Genomic DNA, 22,544 nt, shown 5'->3' on the forward strand with positions numbered 1-22,544 from the left:
TTTATCTGCTTATTTTCCTGTTTAATTATACACAAATTTACAGAAAAGTCCATTACACTGCCGTAAATATTTCCTATTGCTGTATATTACTGTCTGCGAACAGCAGCTTTTCTTTTTCTGTACAGAACCAGGAGCACGTACAGAATCAGTCCTGTCACGCTAAGGACAATTCCAGGTTTCAGGTACGGTGTACAGTACGTCAGCCGGATCTCATGCTCACCCGGCTCCAGTTCCAGCGCCATGAACATCGTATTCGCTTTCTGCAGTTTCGTCTCTTTTCCATCTACATATGCAATAAATCCCTGACTGTACGGAACAGAAAGCACAAGGGCTTTTTTCTTTGAAACCGTAATATTTCCGGTTATCTCATTGGTTTCCATTACAACATTCTCAAGAGTTTCCTGTCCCAGTTTCGCGGTCTTTTCCTCAATTCCCTTCACCGGCTGGCTGACAACTCTCAGTTTATCATATGTGTAAATACCGGTATTGGCAAAAGTGATGGTCATAGTCCGAAGCCCTGTTCTGGAATATCCCATATTACAGAGAAAATCGTGCCGTCCACTGTAAGCATTGTACTTATCTGTAAAAATCTTTACAGTTTTTGTCACATCATTTGCTGTAACAGACATGGCCGCTTCTTTTGATTCTTTCCAGTAACGCCACTGACTATCCTCGTCCAGAACCTTGTTTCTGTCATAATCCGACATTTTTTTCCATTTGCTCTCGCTTACCAGTTCCCGTGGAGAAAGGCTATCGTAATTCAGATTATCTGCAATCAGATAATTTTCACTGTCAGTAATCCCGTGGAAAACCAACTTCAGCTGTGCTCCCTCTTTTGTCACTTTGATCTTTCCATCTGACAGAGAGCATCCGTCTCCTGCTTCCATACGGTACACAATGTTTTCATCATCAAAATAAGTGGAAGCGGTCGGAAGTGTGCTGTCCTCAAGCACGACGCCATCCATCAGCGCCTGCTGTTTCTTTACTACATCCATTTCTTTATATTTCGATTTCGGAATATAGCTGTCATAGGTATAACCTAATGGCAGTGCATTCTCATTTTCATATGCCCTGCTCTCACTGCTTCCGCTTCCGGCAGATCCTTTTTCCTTATTATATCCATAAGATAAATAACGGAAATTATCTCCATTGATCACAAAATATTTTACAGAAGCCAGTCTGTCCAGGATCGTCCTGCCGTCCAGATTCTCGTAGTGCTGCTCCCAGGGTGTATTCAGATACATTTCACTAAAGAAATCACTGATACTGCTGTTCGCAAGACTGAAATAATACGCTGTACTGTTGGTTCCCATATACATAGAAGTATTATCATATGGAAGTGCTCCATATTGATCATACCGGTAAACACTTTCGTCCCCTGTTGCCAGTACCGCTTTGTCTGTATTTGATTCCAGCCTATCTACTGCTTCCTCCGCAGTCGCAAATTCTGACAGGTAATCTTTCTCATAAGAATACTGATAAGACACATTCAGCAGAATACTGACTACCAAAAGCCCACTGAGCATGCCGCACATATATTTTCCCTGAAGAAAAATATTTCCAAAAGAAGTTACGGTAAATACAGCAAGCACCAGAATCAGTACACCCGCCATATTTCGCTGTGTCCGCGCTGCCTTGGCAAACAAAGCAAGTACACAATAAACTACAACCATAATAAAAATCTTCTTCTTTTCTTTCACCGTCAGAGTAAATAATTCCGGATATGCTTTTACAAAAATATAGGCGATCATCATACCATACGCCCAGATCCAGCGATTTGATACATAAGAAAAACCATTCAACACATGACCTGCAAAAGGAACCAGCAGGAACAGATTCAGCAGTACAAATCCCCATTTCAGATCCAGATATTTTTTTTTCTTAGAGAAAAGTACGAACACTCCTGCCATGGCAACTGCAGAATATCCGGCAACGCCCCACTGGATCATGTTCTCACCGATCAGATTTCCCAGATACTTCTCATAATAAATCTTATCATACAACAGAGGCACATAATTTTCTGCCTGAAAACGATCTGTACCAAAAAGTGTCATGATCACCGGAAGAAAGATCACCGCAGCGATCATCAGTGCCACTGCATAATATCCAATAAACTTCACCAGCCAGTCAAATACATCTTTCACGCTTCTTTTACTGAAAATCCCGAAATAGCGAAATGCAGCATAAATAAACATAAAAATACAGATCATATAAAAGAAATAGAAGTTCGACATGGCAGATATGACAGTCGTCCAGATAAACAGCCAGGGTTTCTCTTTTTTATAAATCTTATCAATTCCCATCAGAACCAGTGGCAGATAACTCATAGGATTGGAAAAATATGGATGCTTCATGGCAGCATAGATCGTCCATCCCGCAAAAATATAGATCAAAGTTCCCATAAAAGTCGCCTGTTTCGGATTCTTATGGTAGAAACAGAAAATACTGAACGAAATCCCTGCAAGATAAATCCTCAAAAAGATCAGAACCTCATACAAAGTTTCCGTCTTATCTGCCGGTACAAACACAGACAGTAAAGTCAATGGATCACCGATCACATAATAATGCAATGTCGTAAGGATATCTGATCCATAACCAATGTTCATATCCCACATCGGCAGTGATAATTTATGCTCAACAAAAATCGTATGCAGTACATTTCGTAGATAACGTCCATAATACGCCAGAGAATTCAGATGCTGCGGAATCCCGTCATGACTCCACACCAGAGACTTCCCATTGCCTGCAAACTGATAATAAATAAAAAAGGAAATGATGCCGAATACAAGTGTATATAATATGTAGAAATCCATTTTGCTTTCTCTTGTAACAAATCTTCTCATAATATCCCTTTCTGTTACTTCACCATGTTGACGTTTCTAAAACTCCCCTGATTATAGTCAAATATCCACTACTTGTCAAATTAAGATAAAATTAAGTCTTTAACCGATATCTGTCTGGAAATGGAAAAAGACCGCGATACTAAAAAGTACCGCGGCCCATATATATCGTCTGGACACCATAAATAGCTCTATCTATTTATTTTATATAATTATTTATCAATCGTTCAAAAAATCGGAAAGATTATTCTGCGCTATGAAGAGCGATGAGCTTCTGCAGATATTCATATCTAGCTTTAGCTTCTGCTTCATTCTTAGCAAACAATCTGGCAGCTTTCTCAGGATTCTGACGTTTCAGAGAGTTGTAACGAACCTCGCCGTCAAGGAATGCCTGATAATCTTCCATGCTCGGAGCCTTAGAATCAAGTGAGAACTTGTTTCCTTCTGCTGCCGGGTTGAATCTGAAGTTGTGCCAGTATCCAACCTTAACTGCTAATTCTTCCTCTGTCTGAGCTTTTGCCATACCTTTCTTAATACCATGGTTGATACATGGAGCATAAGCGATGATCAGAGATGGTCCCGGATAAGCCTCTGCCTCTGCAATAGCTTTTACAGTCTGGTTGAAGTCAGCACCCATGGAAATCTGAGCAACGTATACATAGCCATAGCTCATAGCGATGGAAGCCATATCTTTCTTCTTAGTCTCTTTACCGCCTGCAGCGAACTGAGCGATAGCACCTGTTGGTGTAGACTTGGAAGACTGTCCACCTGTGTTAGAATAAACCTCTGTATCGAATACCATAACGTTGATGTCACGTCCACTAGCCAGAACATGGTCAACACCACCGAATCCGATATCGTAAGCCCATCCGTCACCACCGAAGATCCACTGGGATTTCTTAGCCAGGAAATCTTTCTGAGCAAGGATTTCTTTTGCTTTGTCACATCCGCAAGCTTCAAGAGCAGCAACAAGTTTGTCTGTAGCAGCGCCGTTTGTAGCACCTACAGCAAATGTATCCAGCCATTCCTGACCAGCTGCCTTAACATCTTCGTTTGTTCCGTTAGCAACAACGTCTTCAACTTTTGCTTTTAAGCCATCACGGATAGCTCTCTGAGCAAGAAGCATACCATAACCAAACTCAGCGTTATCTTCAAACAGAGAGTTGGACCATGCAGGACCCTGTCCCTTAGCGTTTACTGTGTATGGTGTAGATGGTGAGGAGTTACCCCAGATAGAAGAACATCCTGTTGCGTTTGCGATGTACATTCTGTCACCGAACAGCTGAGTGATCAGTTTAGCGTATGGTGTTTCACCACATCCTGCACAAGCTCCAGAGAACTCAAGCAGAGGCTGTTTGAACTGGCTGCCTTTAACAGTTGCTTCTTTAAATTTAGCGATAACATCTTCTTTAACCGGCAGTTTAACTGTGTAGTCAAAGTATTTCTGCTCGTCTGCGCTTGCTTCAAGGTTTTCCATAGCAAGTGCTTTCGCACCTTTCTTACCTGGGCAGACGTTTACACAAGAACCACATCCTGTACAGTCAAGTGCGGATACAGCCATTGTGAATTTATATTCTTTCATACCTGTCAGAGGTAATGTCTTCATTCCTTCTGGAGCGTTAGCAGCTTCTTCTTCTGTAAGAGCTACCGGACGGATAACTGCGTGTGGGCAGACATAAGAACATCTGTTACACTGGATACAGTTCTCTGGGTTCCATACTGGAACGTTTACAGCGATACCACGTTTCTCATATGCAGCTGCACCTGATGGTGTAGTACCATCTACATAATCTTTGAATGCAGATACAGGTAAGGAGTTACCTTCCTGAGCATTAACTTTAGCCTGAATGTTGTTAACGAAATCAACAACGTCCTGACGTCCTTCTGTTGCATGAGTCATATGAAGACCTTCGTCCTCAGCATCTTTCCAGCTTTCCGGAACCTGGATCTCAACAACCTGTTTAGCACCGGCATCGATAGCTGCCCAGTTCTTCTGTACCACATCATCACCTTTACGTCCGTATGTTGCCTTAGCAGCAGCTTTCATAAGGTCGATTGCCTGCTCTTCCGGAATGATTCCTGTAAGTTTGAAGAATGCAGACTGAAGGATTGTGTTGATACGTGTTGGTCCCATGCCAGTTTCAATACCGATCTTAACACCGTCGATTGTGTAGAATTTGATATTGTGGTTAGCGATGAAAGCTTTTACCTGTCCTGGTAAATGTTTCTCAAGACCTTCCATATCCCATGCACAGTTAAGGAGGAATGTACCACCGTCAACAAGTTCCTGAACCATGTTGTATTTGTTTACGTAGGATGGATTATGGCATGCTACGAAGTTTGCTTTGTGGATCAGGTATGTGGATTTGATCGGTTTTTTACCGAAACGTAAGTGGGACATTGTAACACCACCGGACTTCTTGGAGTCATAATCAAAGTAAGCCTGTGCGTACATGTCTGTGTTGTCACCGATGATCTTGATGGAGTTCTTGTTGGCACCTACTGTACCATCAGCTCCCAGACCCCAGAATTTACAGTTTGTTGTTCCTTCAGGAGTTGTTACGATCGGAGCACCTGTCTCAAGGGAAAGGTTAGTAACATCATCAACGATACCGATTGTGAATTTCTCTTTAGCAGTATTTTCATAAACAGCTACGATCTGTGCAGGTGTAGTATCTTTGGAACCTAAACCATAACGTCCGGAGAATACTTTTACGCCGCCGAATTTGCTGTCTTTTAATGCTGCTACAACGTCAAGGTACAGTGGCTCGCCAAGTGCACCCGGCTCTTTAGTTCTGTCAAGAACTGTGATCTGTTTTACAGATTCCGGAATTGCATCGATGAGTGCCTGTGCGCAGAATGGTCTGTAAAGACGAACTTTAACAACACCGACTTTCTTTCCTGCTGCTGCAAGGTAGTCGATTGTCTCCTCGATTGTATCGTTTACAGAACCCATAGCAACGATTACGTGTTCTGCATCAGCAGCTCCGTAGTAGTTGAATAATTTGTAATCTGTACCGATCTTAGCGTTAACTTTGTCCATGTATTCCTGAACCACTGCCGGAAGAGCATCGTAGTATGGGTTACATGCTTCTCTTGCCTGGAAGAAGATATCAGGGTTCTGAGCGGAACCTCTCTGGCATGGGTGATTTGGATTCAGGGCATGGTTACGGAATTCAGCGATTGCTTCCAGATCTGCCATATCCTTAAGATCTTCATAATCCCATGTCTCGATCTTCTGGATCTCGTGAGATGTACGGAATCCGTCGAAGAAGTTGATGAACGGAACTTTACCTTTGATTGCTGAAAGGTGAGCAACAGGTGTTAAATCCATAACTTCCTGTACAGAAGATTCGCAGAGCATTGCGCATCCGGTCTGACGACAGGCCATAACGTCGGAGTGATCACCGAAGATTGAAAGTGCGTGAGAAGCAAGTGCACGTGCAGATACGTTGAATACTGCTGGTAACTGCTCACCGGCAATTTTGTAAAGGTTCGGGATCATAAGTAACAGACCCTGAGATGCTGTATATGTTGTTGTTAAAGCACCTGCTGCCAGAGATCCGTGTACAGCACCTGCTGCACCAGCCTCAGACTGCATTTCAGTTACCTGAACTTCCTGTCCGAAAATGTTCTTTCTTCCCTGGGTTGCCCATTCATCTGTTGCTTCCGCCATAACAGATGAAGGAGTGATCGGGTAAATAGCGGCTACATCTGAGTATGCATATGAAGCATGAGCAGCTGCATGGTTACCATCCATGGTTTTCATCTTTCTTGCCATAGTTTGTTTTTCCTCCTTAAAGGTTGATGAAAATTAATTATTTATTTCAAGGCATAAGAAAGATATGCCTCAAATTTCATTGTAGATTATAACATAATCTTTCGGTTGTGTCCAATTTGTTTTGGCATATTTTGTATCTTATGAGGTACAAAAACGGGATTTCTACTATTCCAGGGTTAAATATGCACATTTTTGTAAGTTAATTTAAGCTAACTTTGTAAAGATATACCAAAATTTAAAGGAGGCATTACGCCTCCTCCATGATCTGCTGTATAGTTTTTCTCTTCAGAAGCTCCACCAGTTCCTTCTGTACAGACACCAGTTCCTTATGTACCAGACACGGAATACCATCCTGTCCATCCCTGATGCAGTTATACTTCGGATCCAGACATTCAATAATAAACATTTCCGGATCAATTGCTGAATAAACATCGTACAATGTCAGTTCGTCCAATCCTCTGTCCAGGGAATAACCGCCATGTACACCTCTGTATCCCTTTACGATCTTCGCCTTCTGAAGCTTCTTCAGGATCTTATAAGCAAAAGGTGCTGTCACCGATTCCTTCTCACAGATATCTGATACGCTTAACCTGCTCTCTCCCCAAAGCGCACGTACCACCCTCACAGCGTAATCACACTCTCTTGTAATAAACATAGTCTTTGCAACCTCTCTAAAATTAATTATCTCTCGTATTTGTGCCGGTAAGAGACTATATCTTCGTAATTGAGCAAGCGGATATTCCCAATCCGCTTCGCTACCTGCTCATAACCATATTTGTCTTATATTATAGCAGTGCTTCTTTTTTTTGTAAATAAAAGAACCCAAAAAAGCAAAAAACAGTTGCAAATTTCCTAATTTACGGTACAATGATAAGCGTTGTAATTAATATAATAGGAAATAATAAATCAAATGATTTCATGAAAAAACGAGGTATGATATGATTTCAGCAAACAATATTACTTTGCGCGTAGGTAAAAAGGCTCTTTTCGAAGATGTAAACATCAAGTTTACAGAAGGCAACTGCTACGGTCTCATCGGAGCAAACGGTGCCGGTAAGTCCACATTCCTTAAGATCCTCTCCGGACAGTTAGAGCCTACCAACGGTGACGTTGTCATCACACCAGGCCAGCGTCTCTCTTTCTTGCAGCAGGATCACTTCAAATATGATGCATACACTGTACTGGATACTGTTATCATGGGTAACCAGAGACTGTATGAGATCATGAAAGAAAAAGATGCCATCTATGCAAAAGAGGACTTCACAGACGAAGACGGTATCCGTGCCAGCGAACTGGAAGGTGAATTTGCAGAGATGAACGGATGGGAAGCAGAATCCGATGCTGCTACTCTTCTGAATGGTCTTGGAATTGAAACAGATTTACATTACGCTCAGATGGCAGACCTTACAGGCAGCCAGAAGGTCAAAGTTCTTCTTGCCCAGGCACTGTTTGGTAATCCGGACATCCTTCTTCTGGATGAGCCGACCAACCACCTTGACCTGCCTGCGATCGAATGGCTGGAGGAATTCCTGATCAACTTTGACAACACTGTCATCGTTGTATCCCATGACCGTTACTTCTTAAATAAGGTATGTACTCATACAGCAGATATCGATTATGGCAAGATCCAGCTCTATGCCGGAAACTACGACTTCTGGTTTGAGTCCAGCCAGCTCCTCATCAAACAGATGAAAGAAGCTAACAAAAAGAAAGAAGAAAAGATCAAAGAACTTCAGGAATTCATTTCCCGATTCAGTGCCAACGCTTCCAAGTCCAAACAGGCGACATCCCGTAAACGTGCCCTGGAAAAGATCCAGCTTGATGACATGCGTCCATCCAGTCGTAAATATCCATACATCGACTTCCGTCCGAACCGCGAGATCGGTAATGAAGTCCTTATGGTAGAAAATCTTTCCAAGACCATCGACGGTGTAAAAGTTCTGGACAACATTTCTTTCACACTTGGACATGATGACAAAGTAGCTTTCGTTGGTGCCAACGAGCAGGCCATCACTACTCTGTTCAAGATCCTGGTTGGTGAAATGGAGCCGGATGAAGGAAATTATAAATGGGGTGTTACTACTTCCCAGGCATATTTCCCTAAGGACAACACTGCTGAGTTCGATAATGACCTGACTATCACAGACTGGCTGACACAGTATTCAGAAATCAAAGATGCTACCTATGTTCGTGGATTCCTCGGACGTATGCTCTTCCCTGGCGAAGACGGTATCAAACGTGTACGTGTCCTCTCCGGCGGTGAGAAGGTTCGCTGTCTTCTTTCAAAGATGATGATCTCCGGTGCAAACATCCTGATCCTGGATGAGCCGACCAACCACCTTGACATGGAAAGTATCACAGCACTGAACAATGGACTGATCAAATTCCCGGGCGTTATTCTTTTCACCTCCCATGACCATCAGTTCGTACAGACAACAGCCAACCGTATCATGGAAATCCTGCCTAATGGAACCATGATCGACAAGATCACTACTTACGATGAATATCTGGCAAGTGACGAAATGGCTAAGAAACGTCATGTATTCGAAATCAACGAAGAAGACGCTTCTGATAACTAAATCAACAGAATCGACAAATCCCTGTCTCCATTGCCCCAGGCAATGCGACAGGGATTTTTATGTCATCTGATCATTCTGTTTTCATAGTAATATCAGCCAGTTTACCGCCAGTCACTTTCAGCAGATCTGCAAGCGGTACCTTCAATGTCAGTCCGATACGTCCGCCACTGACATAAATCTCGTCAAAGTTTTCCGCTGAAGCATCAAACACCACAGGATAGGGTTTCTTCATCCCCAGGGGGCTACAACCGCCACGGACATATCCTGTAATCTTTGTAATATCTTTTACATGGATCATATCCACAGTCTTTTCTCCCACTGCTTTGGCTGCTGCTTTTCTGTCTACTTCCTTCTCTATAGGTACTACAAACACAAAGAAGCCTCCATTTTTTCCCTCCATGACCAAAGTTTTAAACGACTGGTCATAAGGCGCTCCGATCTTGTCTGCACTGTGTAAGCCATCAATAAACTCGTCACACTCATAGGAAAAGGCTTCATATTTTACTTTTTGTCTGTCCAGCATTCTCATTGCATTCGTCTTTGCTTCTTTTGCCATTGTTTTTTGTCCTTTCTCAGTTCTCAGCTGCCTGTTCCACGGGAATTCCCGGGTGGAATCTCTGTAGATCATCCAGAAGTCTGTGATAACCCTCCAGGGTAATGATCGTACCAGATTCTGTTGTTTTGGTTCCCACACAGCGAACCCGGACCCATCCCCGTTCTGAATGCTTCCACGGATATTCCACTTCAACAGTATCACCGGTAGCGATCATGGTCTCCACTGCATTATTTACATAGCGCAGATAATCCTTATGTATCCGGCTGTTCCACTGTTCATAACATTGTGCCGGAGTCATAAAATCATCCGCTTCTATCAGTTTTCGCATATTATCGTCTGCCAGCAGTACAGATTTTCCTGTATCTTTATTGATCTTGATCTGCCATAAGCCAAGTCCTGATACAGAAAGAATATCATGATCCAGTTTCTTCTCCACCAGTTGATGAAGACGGGTGTGCAGATCCCTTTTGTCCCGTTTATGACAAAGCACTTCCTGTATCAGATGGGATGCACGTTTCAGCAGTCTCATATCACCCAGTCCACTGTCTGCATCGTCCACGCTGATAAACCCGATCAGTTCTTTTTCACTCCAGATCCCGCAGAGCATGCAGGTAGAAATATTCTGCATCTTCAATCCTCTCCACAGTACGTTTTCTTTCTCTCTGTATTCCTCTGTACTGCTGATGCAGACTGCTTTTTCCCTGCTCAACAGTTCTACCCACGGTTCCATATTACGGGAAGTGGTAAGTTCAAAATACCGTTTCTTGTCCATGATCCCTTTGTCATGATATGCCAGAACATCCTGCCAGACATCCAGCTGCTCATCGTGAAGGAACAAGCACACCCTGTCTGCCTGATAAAATCTGCCTGCAAAATCCAGAATTCCTTTCATCAGATCCGGCTCCGACTGTTTCTCCGCAGCCATTGCATACATATTCACAATCTGTTCCAGTGTATAAGTCTCTGTACTGAATTTCTCTGCCAAAAGGCGGCTGTCCTCATCCAGCGGCCAGGCAACCACCAGTTTCATATCTCTTCCATCCCATTTTATGATCTTCTCCCTGACACCCATATGTTCTCCACAGAATTCATAGAGCATTTTCCCTGTAAAATGTTCCTCCTTATCAGCTCCATCTACATTTATCATACAGCCTGTACACTTTTTGGTACCTCCGGAAAATACCTGATAACACTTGGCGCCGAAATAATTATACACTCCTGTAAATTTCCTGGCTGCATCATTCATGAAATAAACTTCCAGACTGTCCATATCCACAAGATAGATCACCTCTTCCAGATGATCCAGCAACCTGCGGTATTCAAACTGTTCCTCTGTCAAAGCTATAGAAGAAAACCGTTCTTTTTCCTTCTGATTTTTCTCATGGCTCTGACTCAGCCGCTGTATCAGATGTACATACTCTTCACTTGGCATAAGACAGGTTTTCTCAAATTCCTCTGCAGGCATAGGTCTTCCGAAGAGAAATCCCTGGATCAGTTCCGGAAACAGGCTGTCCAGACACCGAAGTTCTTCCTCATCTTCCACACCCTCACAGCAGACGCGAATCTGCGCGCTGTGTGTCAGCTCCAGCATATTACTCAGCAGTCTGTAATTGTAGGCGCTTTTCTGAATCTGGCGGACAAAACAGCGGTCTATTTTTACCTCATCGATTTCCAGCCCTTTCAGATAGCTTAAAGAAGAATAGCCCGTGCCGAAATCATCTATGGAGATATGCATTCCCTTATTTCTCCAGCTGTAAAAAATATCATTGAAATAATTATAGTTCTGAAGCTGCATGCTTTCCGTTATTTCAACAGTAATCAGATTTCCCGGAAGATCTGCTTCTTTTGCGGCTTCGATCACATCATCCACAATAGTCCTTTCCTGAAGCTGAACATAAGACACATTTACGCTGATATTAAAATCTTTTTTTATCCTGCGCCATTTTGCACATTGTTCAAATGCCTGTTTCATTACCCATTTTCCTACCGGGACGATCAGGCCGCTCTGCTCCAGCACAGGAATAAACACTACAGGAGACATAAACCCAAATTTCTTCGAATGATAACGCAAAAGAGCTTCTGCTCCATGAAGTTCATATTCATTGGATGTCACCTGCGGCTGATAATACAGTTCAAAACCCTCGAATCCATTACGGATACTTTCCCGCATTTCCTGACGCAGCTCAATTCTGGAAAGAGTCTTATTATAATCTTCAGATGAAAAATATACCATCCTGTTCTTACCGTCTTCTTTGGCCCGGGTCATGGCATTATCAGCATAGCTTATCAGAATATTAATATCTGTCTCCTTTTCAAAAGGATAGCAGACCACACCTGCCGAAAATGTACACAGAAAATCCATCCTGTCCTGGATCTGCTGAAAGAATCCTTCGGTCTCTTTTCTGCTTCGTCCCATCAGGTCTACAGCAAAATGATCTCCGTCCAGTCTGTAGATGGTTTCATCTTCTCCCTTCATCCTGTCCAGTATTTCGGCAATTTGTTTGAGTACCTTATTCCCATAGGAACGCCCCATCCTCTGATTCACGTCACGGAATCCGTCAATTCCCAGTACCATCAGATGTCCCCGTCTTCCCCGGGCAATATTTTTTCCCATATCCTCCAGCATTTTATTATAGTTGCGAAGGCCGGTAAGCATATCTATTTTCTCTGCCAGCACTCTTCTTGAGAGACACCCCATTACCATAAACGGCTGATGTCTGTCATTGCGGACTGCTTTTCCCCGGCCATTGATCCAGCATTTTTTGCCAAACTGATCCAGGTACCGGAAATCCACATCTACCATGCTTTCATTTCCGTCTGCTATATTCCCAAGCAGGCGAAGCAGACGCTCTTTATCTCTGCTGTAGATCATGTCTTTCAGAGTCTGCAGACGATATGTATAGATATCATCCCGTCTCTTCTCATAATCTTTATTGATCTCCTTTGCAAAATGCACTACGTTTTCCCTGATATCCCACACAAAAAAATGGTCATTTGTAGATTCATTCAGAAATGAAAGCATTTTATAATAATCTTCCACAAACTTTCTGTCATCTGCGTATGCCATATCCTACTACGTACGGAGCATGAACTCATGCATCCGCTTCCTCCTTCTTCCAAAGCTTACAGTTCTTTTTCTTCCTCTCTTTTCTTTCTCATGCGATGCTCTTCTTCCACGTCCTCTTCTTCCTCTTCCTCATCCTCCTCTTCCTCTTCCTCTTCATGGGATTTGTTAATGGCAAACTGTATCAACATTCCCAAAACTGCAAAACCCGCACTCAGTCCGAGTCCATAAGGAAAATCTGCCAAATCCCCGATCTTCGCCAGAGAAATACCTGCCATAATGCCTCCACACAGGCTGGTACCTACAATGATAACTTCCCGGCAGTATTTCACCGCAAGGGATCCAAGAGCGATTCCGATCAGAATGCAGGCAAAAAATACTGCCGAGCTGGTAGGACGGATAAAATAAATACTAAGTGTCCAACCAATCCCTGCTGCGAGTATAAATACACCTGCTTTATAAATCAAAAATGCAATCACTGCAAATATGATTCCAGTTACCAGAACTGCGATCATGTATGTAGATTTCGTTTCCGTTCCCATAGTATAAACACTGACAAATGCCAATGCTGCTCCTACGAAAAAGCCTCCTAACATCATCCAGAACCGCAGCAGCCTGTATCCAAGAATACAGTTCATAATCCCGAAGATCAGGATTATTCCGAAGATCACAGTCATAAAACGATTGACTGTATCTGAACCTATAATCCTTATCCCAATATCCGTCATACTACTCAGTAATTCTGTTATATTATTCATAATCTGCCTCTCTTTCCTGTCTTATTCTGCTCTGTTACTGTATCAGAACCGTTATAGTTAGAACATATAGTACATGGTGTGCATGGTATCCAATACACCATAATGATAAGATATCTCACTCAGGCCATGAACACTCATATAATATCTGGCAACATCCTGGATCCCGTTATTTTCTATAAGGTCTTCGTATGCTGCATCATATGCTTCCTGATTGCTGAATTTAAACCGAACTACTGCCGCATCATTATCAATCCTGAGTCTGCACAGATCCATCACATGTTCTCTGTCATAACTGTCGAAACAGGCTCCGTTCAGTACATAAAAATTCTTATCTGTAGCTGTACATACCGGAACCGGAAATTCCTCCGAAGCAGTATAATTCTCTTCATACTCCACCGGGAAGGGACAAAGATAATCATAGATCGTAGTCTTATGTTCCACAAGATCCACAGCATCTCCTTCCAGGAAATCCGGCTGATCTCCATTGGTGGCATCTACATAATAATACTCCCCGTCCAGACGCACAATATTCCATGCATGTCCCTGTGTACTGTTTCTGGCATCTCCTTCCACATAAATGCAGTAGACTCCAAGTCTTTCCAAAAGATATTGAACCGCACCTGCGTATCCTGCGCACACTGCCTGTTTCTTCCAGAAAGTTCCGGCTATGCTCTGATCATCCTGTGACACCACATAGTCTGTATTATCTATAATATAGGTATATACTACCATCACTTTCTGATAATCATCTGCTTCGTCAGGAATCTGAGTTAATACTTCCTGATATGCTTTCTCCATAGCCTGTGTAATTTGCTGCCTTTCTTCTTCTGAATATGTATATCCGGGAGAAAACTGACAGTAATCTTTCCCTTCATAGGTGGTCTTATACACCTTCTCACGATTATGCACCCAGAACAGTTCCGGATGATCCTTCAGCACTGCATGATAGATCCTGTCTGTTTCTTCATTACCGGATACAGACAGATAAAATTTATCATGAAATCCCCGGATCCCCTCCAGGATCTCTCTGTATGCTTTCTGCTCATTCTCATTCAGCAGACCAAAATAGTATTCCAGATGCCCCTCATCTGCGTCTGCCGTCTGTTGTTTCCTGAGTTCCTTTACCTCCTGCGGCTCACCGGAAACTGCTTCCTGAATTTTCTGTATCAGCGTATCCTCTTCTGCTGAATTTTCTCCTGTCAAGCTTGCTGTATTCGAAACAGGTCTGTCTTCCAGATTCCCCAGAAGGAAAAATATTCCCACTGTTATCAGCAGAACTACTGTTATGATCCGCAGTGCAGGAGATCTCCTTCTTTTCATCCTGCAATTCCTCATTTCTATTTCTATATTTTTCTCATTCTGCTGTGTTCCATTATATCCTAAATATGTTCACATTGTAAACACAGAACAGGGAATTTTCAAACAATTGTTCAAAAAAGGGAGGCCGAAATTTTCTGCCTCCCTGGTGAATTAATTCATATATTATTCTGGTTTAAATACAGTCACATCACCTTTTGAAAGATCGATCTTTCCTGAAGATACAGATGTTATGCTGCTTTCACTGGAAAAGTCTTCCTGTGCTGAGATCAGACTGTTGTCTGTGGAGCCGTCTGTCAGACCGTTGCCTCTTAATACATTCTGCAGCGTATTGCTTACTGCTACATTGCTTGTGAAAATATCACTGCCGGATGTAATAGCAGAGCCACTGTTCTGCATTTCCTGCTGCTGTTCTTCTGTCGGATAGAAGGACGGCTGACGAATATAACGGAAACTTGCACTGTATGCTTCTCCAACAGTAACTCCGTTCTTACCAGAAGAACAATGTACAGCGATCCAGTCGCCTGCATCAGTCTTTCCGCAAAGGATACCTACATGGTTATCACTGCCAGCTTCCGGTCCCTTCTGGAATACCAGATCACCAGGCTGTGCATCTGCCTCACTGACTACATTGGCTTTCTCCCACTGATCTGAGGTTCCGTCACCTACCACATCCTGCATACCCTGATTCTGATATCCATTGATCACTGCCCAGGTTACAAATCCGCTGCAGTCCAGACCATATGCACGAAGTGTGCCTGTGCTTTTGCTTCCTTCTGCAGAAACCATCTCTGTCGCTCCCCAGCTTGGGTCAACACCCAGAACTGTGGACTTGCCACCCCAGAAATATCCTACCTTGCCCACCAGTGAATAGGCTGCTGAAATAACATTTACTCTCTCTTCAGAGACATCATCTCCTACGCTTTCACGGACAAATCCTTTGGAAGCAGTTACTACTGCGCAGAGAAGTTCACAGTCTGTTTCTACGTATTTCTTAAGAATCTTACGGTCTTTTTTGGAAATTTTATTCTTCTTGATATAATAGTTGATCTTACGGTTTCCATAAGTAACATGTGTAATATTCTGCTTGTCCCTGACTACAGGATTCATCTGTGCGAAGATCTCTGCCAGTGCTCCCTTGCAGGAAGAATCCAGTTTATATTCCGTCTGTCCTGCCTTGTTCTGCTGGTATACATAAACAGCCAGAATATCCTGCCAGTTTCTTACCAGAAGACCGTCTGCAGAAGTAGTTGTTTTACTGTTCTCAGCATCACTTACATCTGTAAGTTTATTTTTTTCTTTATATTCTTTCTCAATTTCATCCATCACAGATGCGAAATCATCAGAAAAAGTAAGATTATAATTCTTCTTCAGGCTATCCAGATAGAAATCCTTGCCTGCATGAATGTTCGAAGCATAATATACAGGTGTTCCTGTCTGAGCTGTGGCTGAAAATGAATTATTGTTCGCAGGTTCCTGTTTTTTCTGTTCCTCCAATGCCGCGATGGAAGCCTCCATCTCAGTCAAAAGATTATAATTGGAAACCTGGGCTTTCTCCTCGACTGTCAGTGTTTCATAGGCAGCGCGGATACTCTGTACTATAGATTTCTTCTCCAGTGTGATCGTCTGTTCGTGAAGAGCATTGATCCTGTCTATTATATCCTGCGCACTCTTTGTAATCAGATTTCCCGGGGTCGGGGTCGGAGTTACAGGTTCCGGAGTTGGAGTCGGGGTATCCGGGACTGGCGTCGGCGTCGGAGTATCCGGAACTGGCGTCGGCGTCGGAGTATCCGGAACCGGGGTTGGCGTTGGAGTATCCGGAACCGGGGTTGGCGTTGGAGTATCCGGAACTGGCGTCGGCGTTGGGGTATCTGGATCCGGTTCCGGCGTTGGGGCATCCGGTTCTGAATCTCCGCCATCTGTAAATTCATCTCCAGAGGAGTCAAATTCATCAGAGCTGACTACTTCTGCATCTGCGTCAGCTGCTGCAAGAACAGATGCCGGTCCTGACAATGCCATACCGGTCATTAATGTCATACACAAAAGTTTAGTAAGATACTTATTCTTCATATATTTAAAATGCTCCCTTCTTTCCGTAGACATGTCTTTCTCCCCTGTATGTAAGACATGATGCACAAAAAATTCAACTAGTCTCATTCTAGCATAATCATACTTTGAAATCAACATCTGCAAATGGATAACTTCCTCATTTATCCAGATTTCATGTTTTATTCACATTTCTAAATGAAAAGTTTTATCATTGGAAAGTTATACATTTCTATTCACGGAAACAGGCTGCCGGAAACTTTTCTCTCCGGCAGCCTGTCGTTATTTTATTAGTAATTTCACCCTTTCAGGCCGGCTGACTCATCAGTACAAATTCCTGACCAACACATAGTTGCACAAGGCCCTGTATTACCTGAAAACACATATTCAGGATATACTTTATGTCTTCCTCCACACATCGAAGTTTATTGAGATACCGCTCATGGCTGGCTTCAATATAATCGATCAGTGCGGCAAAGGTGCTGAACCGGATAGCCGGTTCCAGATATCTGTGCGCTTCTCCTCGCTGTATGCAGGATTTCAGCTCGTTTTTAAGTATTTTCTCATAATGATTATGCTGTGCAAGACTGCCTGTATATGTTTTATTGTGAGGAAAGGTAAAATAATCCGCCATATAGTGAATCACTTCGCCAAAACGACGCCAGTAAACTCTCTGATTGCTCTCTTCCAACCGGGTATCCACCAGTTCTTTCATCTGTGCCTTGACATCCTCAAAAGTTCCGAAGAACTCATGGCGTCTGGTGATAAAAGACGGCTTGATATCCGGAAGAATACTTCCAAAGCAGAAAGCCTTTCTGTGAGATTGAAGGCTCGCAGTATCTGGCATCTGGTCCGCAAGATATCTTGCTAATAAAATATGTGATTTTTTACGCAATTCTTTTCCTCTTTCTTTCTGTGAGAATTGTTAACTTCAACCAACAAAACTTACTATAGCAGATTTACATAAGATTTTCAATGCTTTCTTCACAGCTTTTTTATTTCTTTTGTGAAAGATCCATGAACTGACTGAGCAGTTCCAGATCCCCTGCTTTTACTTTCAGATTGGTTTCCAGCCGTTCTCCTTCCGGAGTTACATAAGAAATCTCCAGGATACTTCCTTCCCGGATTCCCTTTCTGGAAACAGCTCTGCAGAAAGCCGGAAATTTCGGGTGATTTCGTTTAAAGGTATTCCATGCATTGGTAATTTTTAACATACTTCCTATATTCATGGGCATTTTACCTACCTCCTTTTTGCTTTTATCTTCTGTCGCATTTATATCGACTTGATTATACATAAAAAAGGGGCTGTTGTATATGCCTTATTTTTCTGTTAGTGTTTTTCCTGCATATGGGATATCACAGTTTTCACACCTGACAGATAACAAAGCTGTGCATACCGTTCATCCCTGGTGCTCAGGCAGGCTATGTAATCATCGATCACCCTGCGGGCCGCATAAGGCAGATCTAGCTTTTCATACCTGCGTTCCAGTTCTTCGAGATCTCTGTTGTCCTGCAGAATATACTCGTCACCGGCTTCAATATTCTGTTTTGTGTCCATCTGTTTTTCCACCATGGAAACATCCATGGTTTCCGCTAAAATTTCATCCATTAAATTTCTCCTTTTTGTATTTTGATAATAAGACATGGTTCGTTATTATTCTATAAATTTGCACTTTCACTGTCAACGTAATTCGTCCGACAGTATATGATGTAATTCGTCATAAAAACTGCTTTTATAACAATCTAAATCTTTCTTTAAATGCAGAAAAACCTCCCGGCAGGTATTGCCAGAAGGTTTTCCATACATATGTGAGTTTTTATTAATATGCCGTACGTCATTTTTCCATAAAGATATGTGAAATTACAGTAAAATACGTGAAATTGAATTTCCTGCAAATCCCCTAAATATGCTCAAAATCCGGTGTTCCATACAGGTCGAATGGGGTACTCTGGTAGACATAGTAATTCAGCCAGTTTGTATACAGATTGTTTGCATGGGCTCTCCACATAAGAAGAGGCATGTTGGCAGGATCATTGTCTTTGTAATAATTTTTGGGTATCTCGATAGGGAGATTTTTGCTCACATCCCTTTTGTATTCTCCATCCAGGGTTACACGGTCGTATTCCGGGTGTCCCATAACGAAAATGCGGCGGCCGCCGTCTGCCATGGCAAGGAAAAGTCCTGCTTCCTCAGATTCCGCCAGCACAGTCAGTTCCTTACAGTTGTGAATATCTTCAATAGGAACCTCTGTATGTCTGGAATGAGGTGCCAGGAACATATCATCAAATCCTCTCACCAGCGGAATCTTACGATTCAGTACCTTATGCCAAAAAAGGCCGAACATTTTCTCATCCAGCATTCTCTTTTTCAGTCCGTAGAAATGATAAAGACTGGCCTGTGCCGCCCAGCACAGGAAAATAGTAGAGGTTACATGTTCTGTAGTCCAGTCCATGATCTCTGTAAGCTCCTGCCAGTAATCCACCTCCTCGAATTCCATCTGCTCTACAGGTGCTCCGGTAATGATCATTCCATCGTATTTATTACCTTTAAGTTCCGGAAAAGTCTGGTAAAATTTATTCAGATGACTCATGGAAGTATTCTTGGACTCATGGCTCTGCACTGCCATAAAAGTCACATCTACCTGCAGAGGAGTGTTGGAAAGGGAACGCAGAAGCTGCAGTTCTGTCTCCTCCTTCAAAGGCATCAGATTCAGGATCAGAATCTGAATAGGACGGATATCCTGATGGGATGCACGGGATTCATCCATCACAAATATATTTTCTTTTTCCAGAATTTCTTTTACGGGCAGATCGCCCTGTATCTTAATAGGCATTCTTTTTCTCCTTTTTCACTGTTATTTTCTTCTTATCTGCCAGGTTTATTGTCCTGCAAGTTTCAGGAAATCTTCTTCTGAAAGAATTGGGATTCCAAGCTCTTTTGCTTTTTTATTTTTGGATGAATTGGAAGTGGTATCGTTATTGATCAGATAATTTGTTTTTCCGGTCACAGATCCCGTAACCTTTCCTCCCAGAGATTCGATAAACTCTTTCGCCTGGGCGCGGTTTGCAAAATGTTCTACACTTCCCGTGATCACGAAATTCATCCCCTGAAAGATCTGTTCCTCTTTTTTTTCTTCTTTCTTAATATTCAGATACTCCATAAGATGGTCAAGCCGCCGGTTATTTTCCTCACTGGCGAAATATTCCGTCAGGCTTCTGGCAATCACCGGGCCAATGGTATCTATCTCACTGACTTCTTCCTCTGAAGCATGACGAATCTGCTCCAGATCATCATCAAAATGTCTGCAGATCACTTTCGCATTGGCCAGCCCGATATTGGCAATTCCCAGGCTGTAGATCACTTTCGCCAGAGTGGTCTCTTTTGCCTTCTCCAGATTCACCATAAGGTTCTCGAAAGATTTCTCCCCGAATCCCTCCATCGCCACGATCTCATCTCTGTGTTTCCCGATTTCAAAAATATCTCCGAAATCATGAATAAAACCTCTGGCAATAAATTTCTCCAGGGTAGCCTCTGAGAGTCCATCAATATTCATGGCATCTCTGCTTACAAAAAGTGCAAAAGACTTGATCTTTTTTGCCGCACAGTCGGGATTGGTACAATAAAGTGCCTCCACTTCATTCACTTTACGGATCTCTGTTGCGTGGCCGCAGGCAGGACAGGCTACCGGAATCTCCAGGTTACTGCTTCTGGTAAGGTTTTCTGCGATCTGAGGGATGATCATATTCGCCTTATATACAGTAATATTATCTCCAATCCCCAGCTCCAGTTCCTTCATAATACTGATATTGTGCACGCTGGCACGGCTGACTGTGGTTCCTTCCAGCTCTACAGGTTCAAATACAGCTACCGGATTAATCAATCCTGTTCTGGAAGGACTCCACTCTATCTTCTGCAGATGGGTCTCCCTGATCTCATCTGCCCATTTAAAAGCAAACGCATTCCTCGGAAACTTCGCAGTTCGTCCCAGCGAATCTCCGTATACAATATCATCATACAGCGCAACCAGCCCGTCCGATGGAAAATCATTCTGGCTGATAGCTGTAGAAAAATACTCCATCGCCTCATCCAGTGTTTCGGCTGTCACCATCTGGTATTCTACCACATCAAATCCCTGCTCCTTCAGCCACTGAAACTGAAACGCCCGGGAATTGCCAAAGTCCACATTCTCTGCACTTACCAGGGCAAATGCATAAAATCGTACATTTCTTCTGGCAGTGATCTCATTATTCAGCTGACGCACTGATCCGCTGCAGAGATTTCTCGGGTTCTTATATTTCGCATCCACATCCTCAATGGATTCATTGATCCGCTGGAAATCAGAATAGGTAATGATGGCTTCCCCGCGAAGGACCAGCCTTCCCTGATATGGGATCTTCAGCGGAATATTTTTAAATACCCTGGCATTATTTGTCACAACCTCACCAACCACACCGTTCCCTCTGGTAACAGCCTTCACAAGTTCCCCGTTTTCATACGTAAGAACCACTGTAAGTCCATCCAGCTTCCAGGAAAGCAGCGTCTGGTGTTCCCCTATAAACTCTCGAAGAACTTCCCTGTCTTTCGTCTTATCCAGAGAAAGCATGGGGGTTTCATGTTCTTCTTTGGGAAGCTGCTCTACGGCTTCATATCCTACGCTGATGGTGGGACTGTTTGCCAGAACGGTTCCCGTTTCTTTTTCCAGAGCCTGAAGCTCGTCGTACATCTGATCGTACTCTCTGTTGCTTATAATCTCTGTATCTTCCTGATAATAAGCTTTTGCCGCTTTGTCCAGCTTCTGCGCCAGTTCTTTCATTCGCCTGATTGCCGCTGTTTCCATGACGTCCTCCTGTTCCTGTCACTGTTTCACTTGTAGAAGATGCAAGCATTGCCTGCAAAGTCTTCCATTCTTCCGGACGGATTTCCCGGTATTCTCCCTCCTGGATCCCATCCAGGGTAAGATTCATGATCCGGATCCTTTTCAGCTTCAGCACTTCATACCCCAAATACAGACACATACGCCTGATCTGCCGGTTCAGACCCTGGGTCAGTATGATCCGGAATGTATCTGAACTTGTCTGTTTCACTGTACATGGCCTGGTCACTGTATCCAGGATGGGGATCCCTCTGCTCATCTGCCGGATAAATTTCTCATCTATTGGCTTGTTCACTTTCACAAAGTATTCTTTCTCATGCTTATTCCCGGCACGCATGATCTTATTCACCAGATCTCCCTCATTCGTCAGAAGGAGCAGCCCCTGGGACTCTTTGTCCAATCTGCCTACCGGATAAATGCGAAGAGGATAATCCAGATAATCTGTTACTGTGGTTTCATCTCTCTGCTGTTTCGTGCTGCAGACGATTCCTCTTGGTTTATTAAAAAGAAGAAGTACTTTTCTGTTGTTTTTACTGACAGGCATCTGATCCAGGCAGATTTCTTCATCAGGGGATACTTTCTGTCCACTTACTGCTTTCTCTCCGTTCACGGTAATCCTTCCCTGTTCGATCAGTCTGTCCGCTTCCCTGCGGGAACATACACCTGCGTCGCTTAAATATTTATTGATTCTTATTTTTTCGTCCATTTTTCTATTATATAATTTTTTCC

At 43.0% G+C, this 22,544-nt stretch carries 14 protein-coding genes and 1 pseudogene; 1 reads left to right on the top strand and 14 read right to left on the bottom strand.

The features are described 5' to 3' along the window. Positions 1-86 precede the first annotated feature (86 nt). The 3 genes from R8695_RS10160 to R8695_RS10170 all read right to left on the bottom strand — a co-directional run bounded on the left by R8695_RS10160 (position 87) and on the right by R8695_RS10170 (position 7,276). A complete protein-coding gene (locus R8695_RS10160) occupies positions 87-2,843 on the bottom strand; it encodes a YfhO family protein (protein ID WP_154779799.1) in 2,757 nt (918 codons plus the stop codon). A gap of 241 nt (positions 2,844-3,084) precedes the next feature. Then, positions 3,085-6,621, bottom strand: a complete 3,537-nt coding sequence (nifJ, locus tag R8695_RS10165; protein WP_118508820.1) for a pyruvate:ferredoxin (flavodoxin) oxidoreductase — start codon at positions 6,619-6,621, stop codon at positions 3,085-3,087. Positions 6,622-6,868: 247 nt separating this feature from the next. Then, positions 6,869-7,276 (bottom strand): RrF2 family transcriptional regulator, encoded by a 408-nt coding sequence (locus R8695_RS10170; protein ID WP_118508819.1) that lies wholly within the window; start codon positions 7,274-7,276, stop codon positions 6,869-6,871. Between the two features lie 283 nt (positions 7,277-7,559). Between R8695_RS10170 and R8695_RS10175 the strand changes: the two genes are divergently transcribed. After that, positions 7,560-9,200: an ABC-F family ATP-binding cassette domain-containing protein gene (locus tag R8695_RS10175; RefSeq protein WP_118508818.1), complete on the top strand. Its 1,641-nt coding sequence runs from the start codon at positions 7,560-7,562 to the stop codon at positions 9,198-9,200. Between the two features lie 70 nt (positions 9,201-9,270). Here R8695_RS10175 and ybaK read toward each other — a convergent pair whose 3' ends face one another. From ybaK to R8695_RS10230, 11 genes and pseudogenes are all read right to left on the bottom strand, one after another. After that, positions 9,271-9,756 carry a Cys-tRNA(Pro) deacylase gene (ybaK, locus tag R8695_RS10180; RefSeq protein ID WP_118508887.1) on the bottom strand — a complete coding sequence of 162 codons (486 nt, stop codon included), beginning with the start codon at positions 9,754-9,756 and terminating at the stop codon, positions 9,271-9,273. A gap of 16 nt (positions 9,757-9,772) precedes the next feature. After that, positions 9,773-12,823 (bottom strand): EAL domain-containing protein, encoded by a 3,051-nt coding sequence (locus tag R8695_RS10185; RefSeq protein WP_154779800.1) that lies wholly within the window; start codon positions 12,821-12,823, stop codon positions 9,773-9,775. A 56-nt stretch (positions 12,824-12,879) separates the two neighbouring features. After that, complete coding sequence (locus tag R8695_RS10190; RefSeq protein ID WP_154779801.1) at positions 12,880-13,578, bottom strand: TM7S3/TM198-like domain-containing protein; 699 nt, start codon at positions 13,576-13,578, stop codon at positions 12,880-12,882. 57 nt (positions 13,579-13,635) lie between these two features. Further along, positions 13,636-14,898 (bottom strand): transglutaminase domain-containing protein, encoded by a 1,263-nt coding sequence (locus tag R8695_RS10195; protein ID WP_154779802.1) that lies wholly within the window; start codon positions 14,896-14,898, stop codon positions 13,636-13,638. A 162-nt stretch (positions 14,899-15,060) separates the two neighbouring features. Further along, on the bottom strand, positions 15,061-16,965 hold the full coding sequence (locus R8695_RS10200) for a C40 family peptidase (protein ID WP_243139459.1): 1,905 nt from the start codon (positions 16,963-16,965) through the stop codon (positions 15,061-15,063). Positions 16,966-17,248: 283 nt separating this feature from the next. Beyond that, positions 17,249-17,836, bottom strand: coding sequence for a zinc dependent phospholipase C family protein (locus tag R8695_RS10205; protein ID WP_118508813.1), 588 nt, complete (start codon positions 17,834-17,836; stop codon positions 17,249-17,251). Between the two features lie 100 nt (positions 17,837-17,936). Next, the gene (locus R8695_RS10210; protein ID WP_243139460.1) at positions 17,937-18,176 is read right to left on the bottom strand and encodes a hypothetical protein; all 240 of its coding nucleotides are present in this window, start codon (positions 18,174-18,176) and stop codon (positions 17,937-17,939) included. 95 nt (positions 18,177-18,271) lie between these two features. Then, the gene (locus R8695_RS10215; protein ID WP_118508812.1) at positions 18,272-18,550 is read right to left on the bottom strand and encodes a hypothetical protein; all 279 of its coding nucleotides are present in this window, start codon (positions 18,548-18,550) and stop codon (positions 18,272-18,274) included. A gap of 292 nt (positions 18,551-18,842) precedes the next feature. Beyond that, complete coding sequence (metA, locus tag R8695_RS10220; protein WP_118508811.1) at positions 18,843-19,775, bottom strand: homoserine O-acetyltransferase MetA; 933 nt, start codon at positions 19,773-19,775, stop codon at positions 18,843-18,845. Between the two features lie 45 nt (positions 19,776-19,820). Beyond that, the gene (gene ligA / locus R8695_RS10225; protein WP_154779804.1) at positions 19,821-21,779 is read right to left on the bottom strand and encodes an NAD-dependent DNA ligase LigA; all 1,959 of its coding nucleotides are present in this window, start codon (positions 21,777-21,779) and stop codon (positions 19,821-19,823) included. A gap of 91 nt (positions 21,780-21,870) precedes the next feature. Then, positions 21,871-22,521, bottom strand: a pseudogene (locus R8695_RS10230) (pseudouridine synthase); the annotation flags it as partial. Positions 22,522-22,544 lie beyond the last annotated feature (23 nt).

It is taken from the genome of Blautia luti, from assembly GCF_033096465.1.
Classification (GTDB): domain Bacteria; phylum Bacillota; class Clostridia; order Lachnospirales; family Lachnospiraceae; genus Blautia_A; species Blautia_A luti.

What these genes read in the sequence shown, in the direction of transcription:
- R8695_RS10175 (WP_118508818.1), top strand. Translation starts at nt 7,560, where the DNA reads ATGATTTCAGCAAACAATATTACTTTGCGCGTAGGTAAAAAGGCTCTT.
- R8695_RS10170 (WP_118508819.1), bottom strand. Translation starts at nt 7,276, where the DNA reads ATGTTTATTACAAGAGAGTGTGATTACGCTGTGAGGGTGGTACGTGCG.
- R8695_RS10195 (WP_154779802.1), bottom strand. Translation starts at nt 14,898, where the DNA reads ATGAAAAGAAGGAGATCTCCTGCACTGCGGATCATAACAGTAGTTCTG.
- ligA (WP_154779804.1), bottom strand. Translation starts at nt 21,779, where the DNA reads ATGGAAACAGCGGCAATCAGGCGAATGAAAGAACTGGCGCAGAAGCTG.
- R8695_RS10185 (WP_154779800.1), bottom strand. Translation starts at nt 12,823, where the DNA reads ATGGCATACGCAGATGACAGAAAGTTTGTGGAAGATTATTATAAAATG.
- R8695_RS10210 (WP_243139460.1), bottom strand. Translation starts at nt 18,176, where the DNA reads ATGCCCATGAATATAGGAAGTATGTTAAAAATTACCAATGCATGGAAT.
- metA (WP_118508811.1), bottom strand. Translation starts at nt 19,775, where the DNA reads ATGCCTATTAAGATACAGGGCGATCTGCCCGTAAAAGAAATTCTGGAA.
- nifJ (WP_118508820.1), bottom strand. Translation starts at nt 6,621, where the DNA reads ATGGCAAGAAAGATGAAAACCATGGATGGTAACCATGCAGCTGCTCAT.
- R8695_RS10190 (WP_154779801.1), bottom strand. Translation starts at nt 13,578, where the DNA reads ATGAATAATATAACAGAATTACTGAGTAGTATGACGGATATTGGGATA.
- R8695_RS10215 (WP_118508812.1), bottom strand. Translation starts at nt 18,550, where the DNA reads ATGGATGAAATTTTAGCGGAAACCATGGATGTTTCCATGGTGGAAAAA.
- R8695_RS10160 (WP_154779799.1), bottom strand. Translation starts at nt 2,843, where the DNA reads ATGAGAAGATTTGTTACAAGAGAAAGCAAAATGGATTTCTACATATTA.
- R8695_RS10200 (WP_243139459.1), bottom strand. Translation starts at nt 16,965, where the DNA reads ATGAAGAATAAGTATCTTACTAAACTTTTGTGTATGACATTAATGACC.
- ybaK (WP_118508887.1), bottom strand. Translation starts at nt 9,756, where the DNA reads ATGGCAAAAGAAGCAAAGACGAATGCAATGAGAATGCTGGACAGACAA.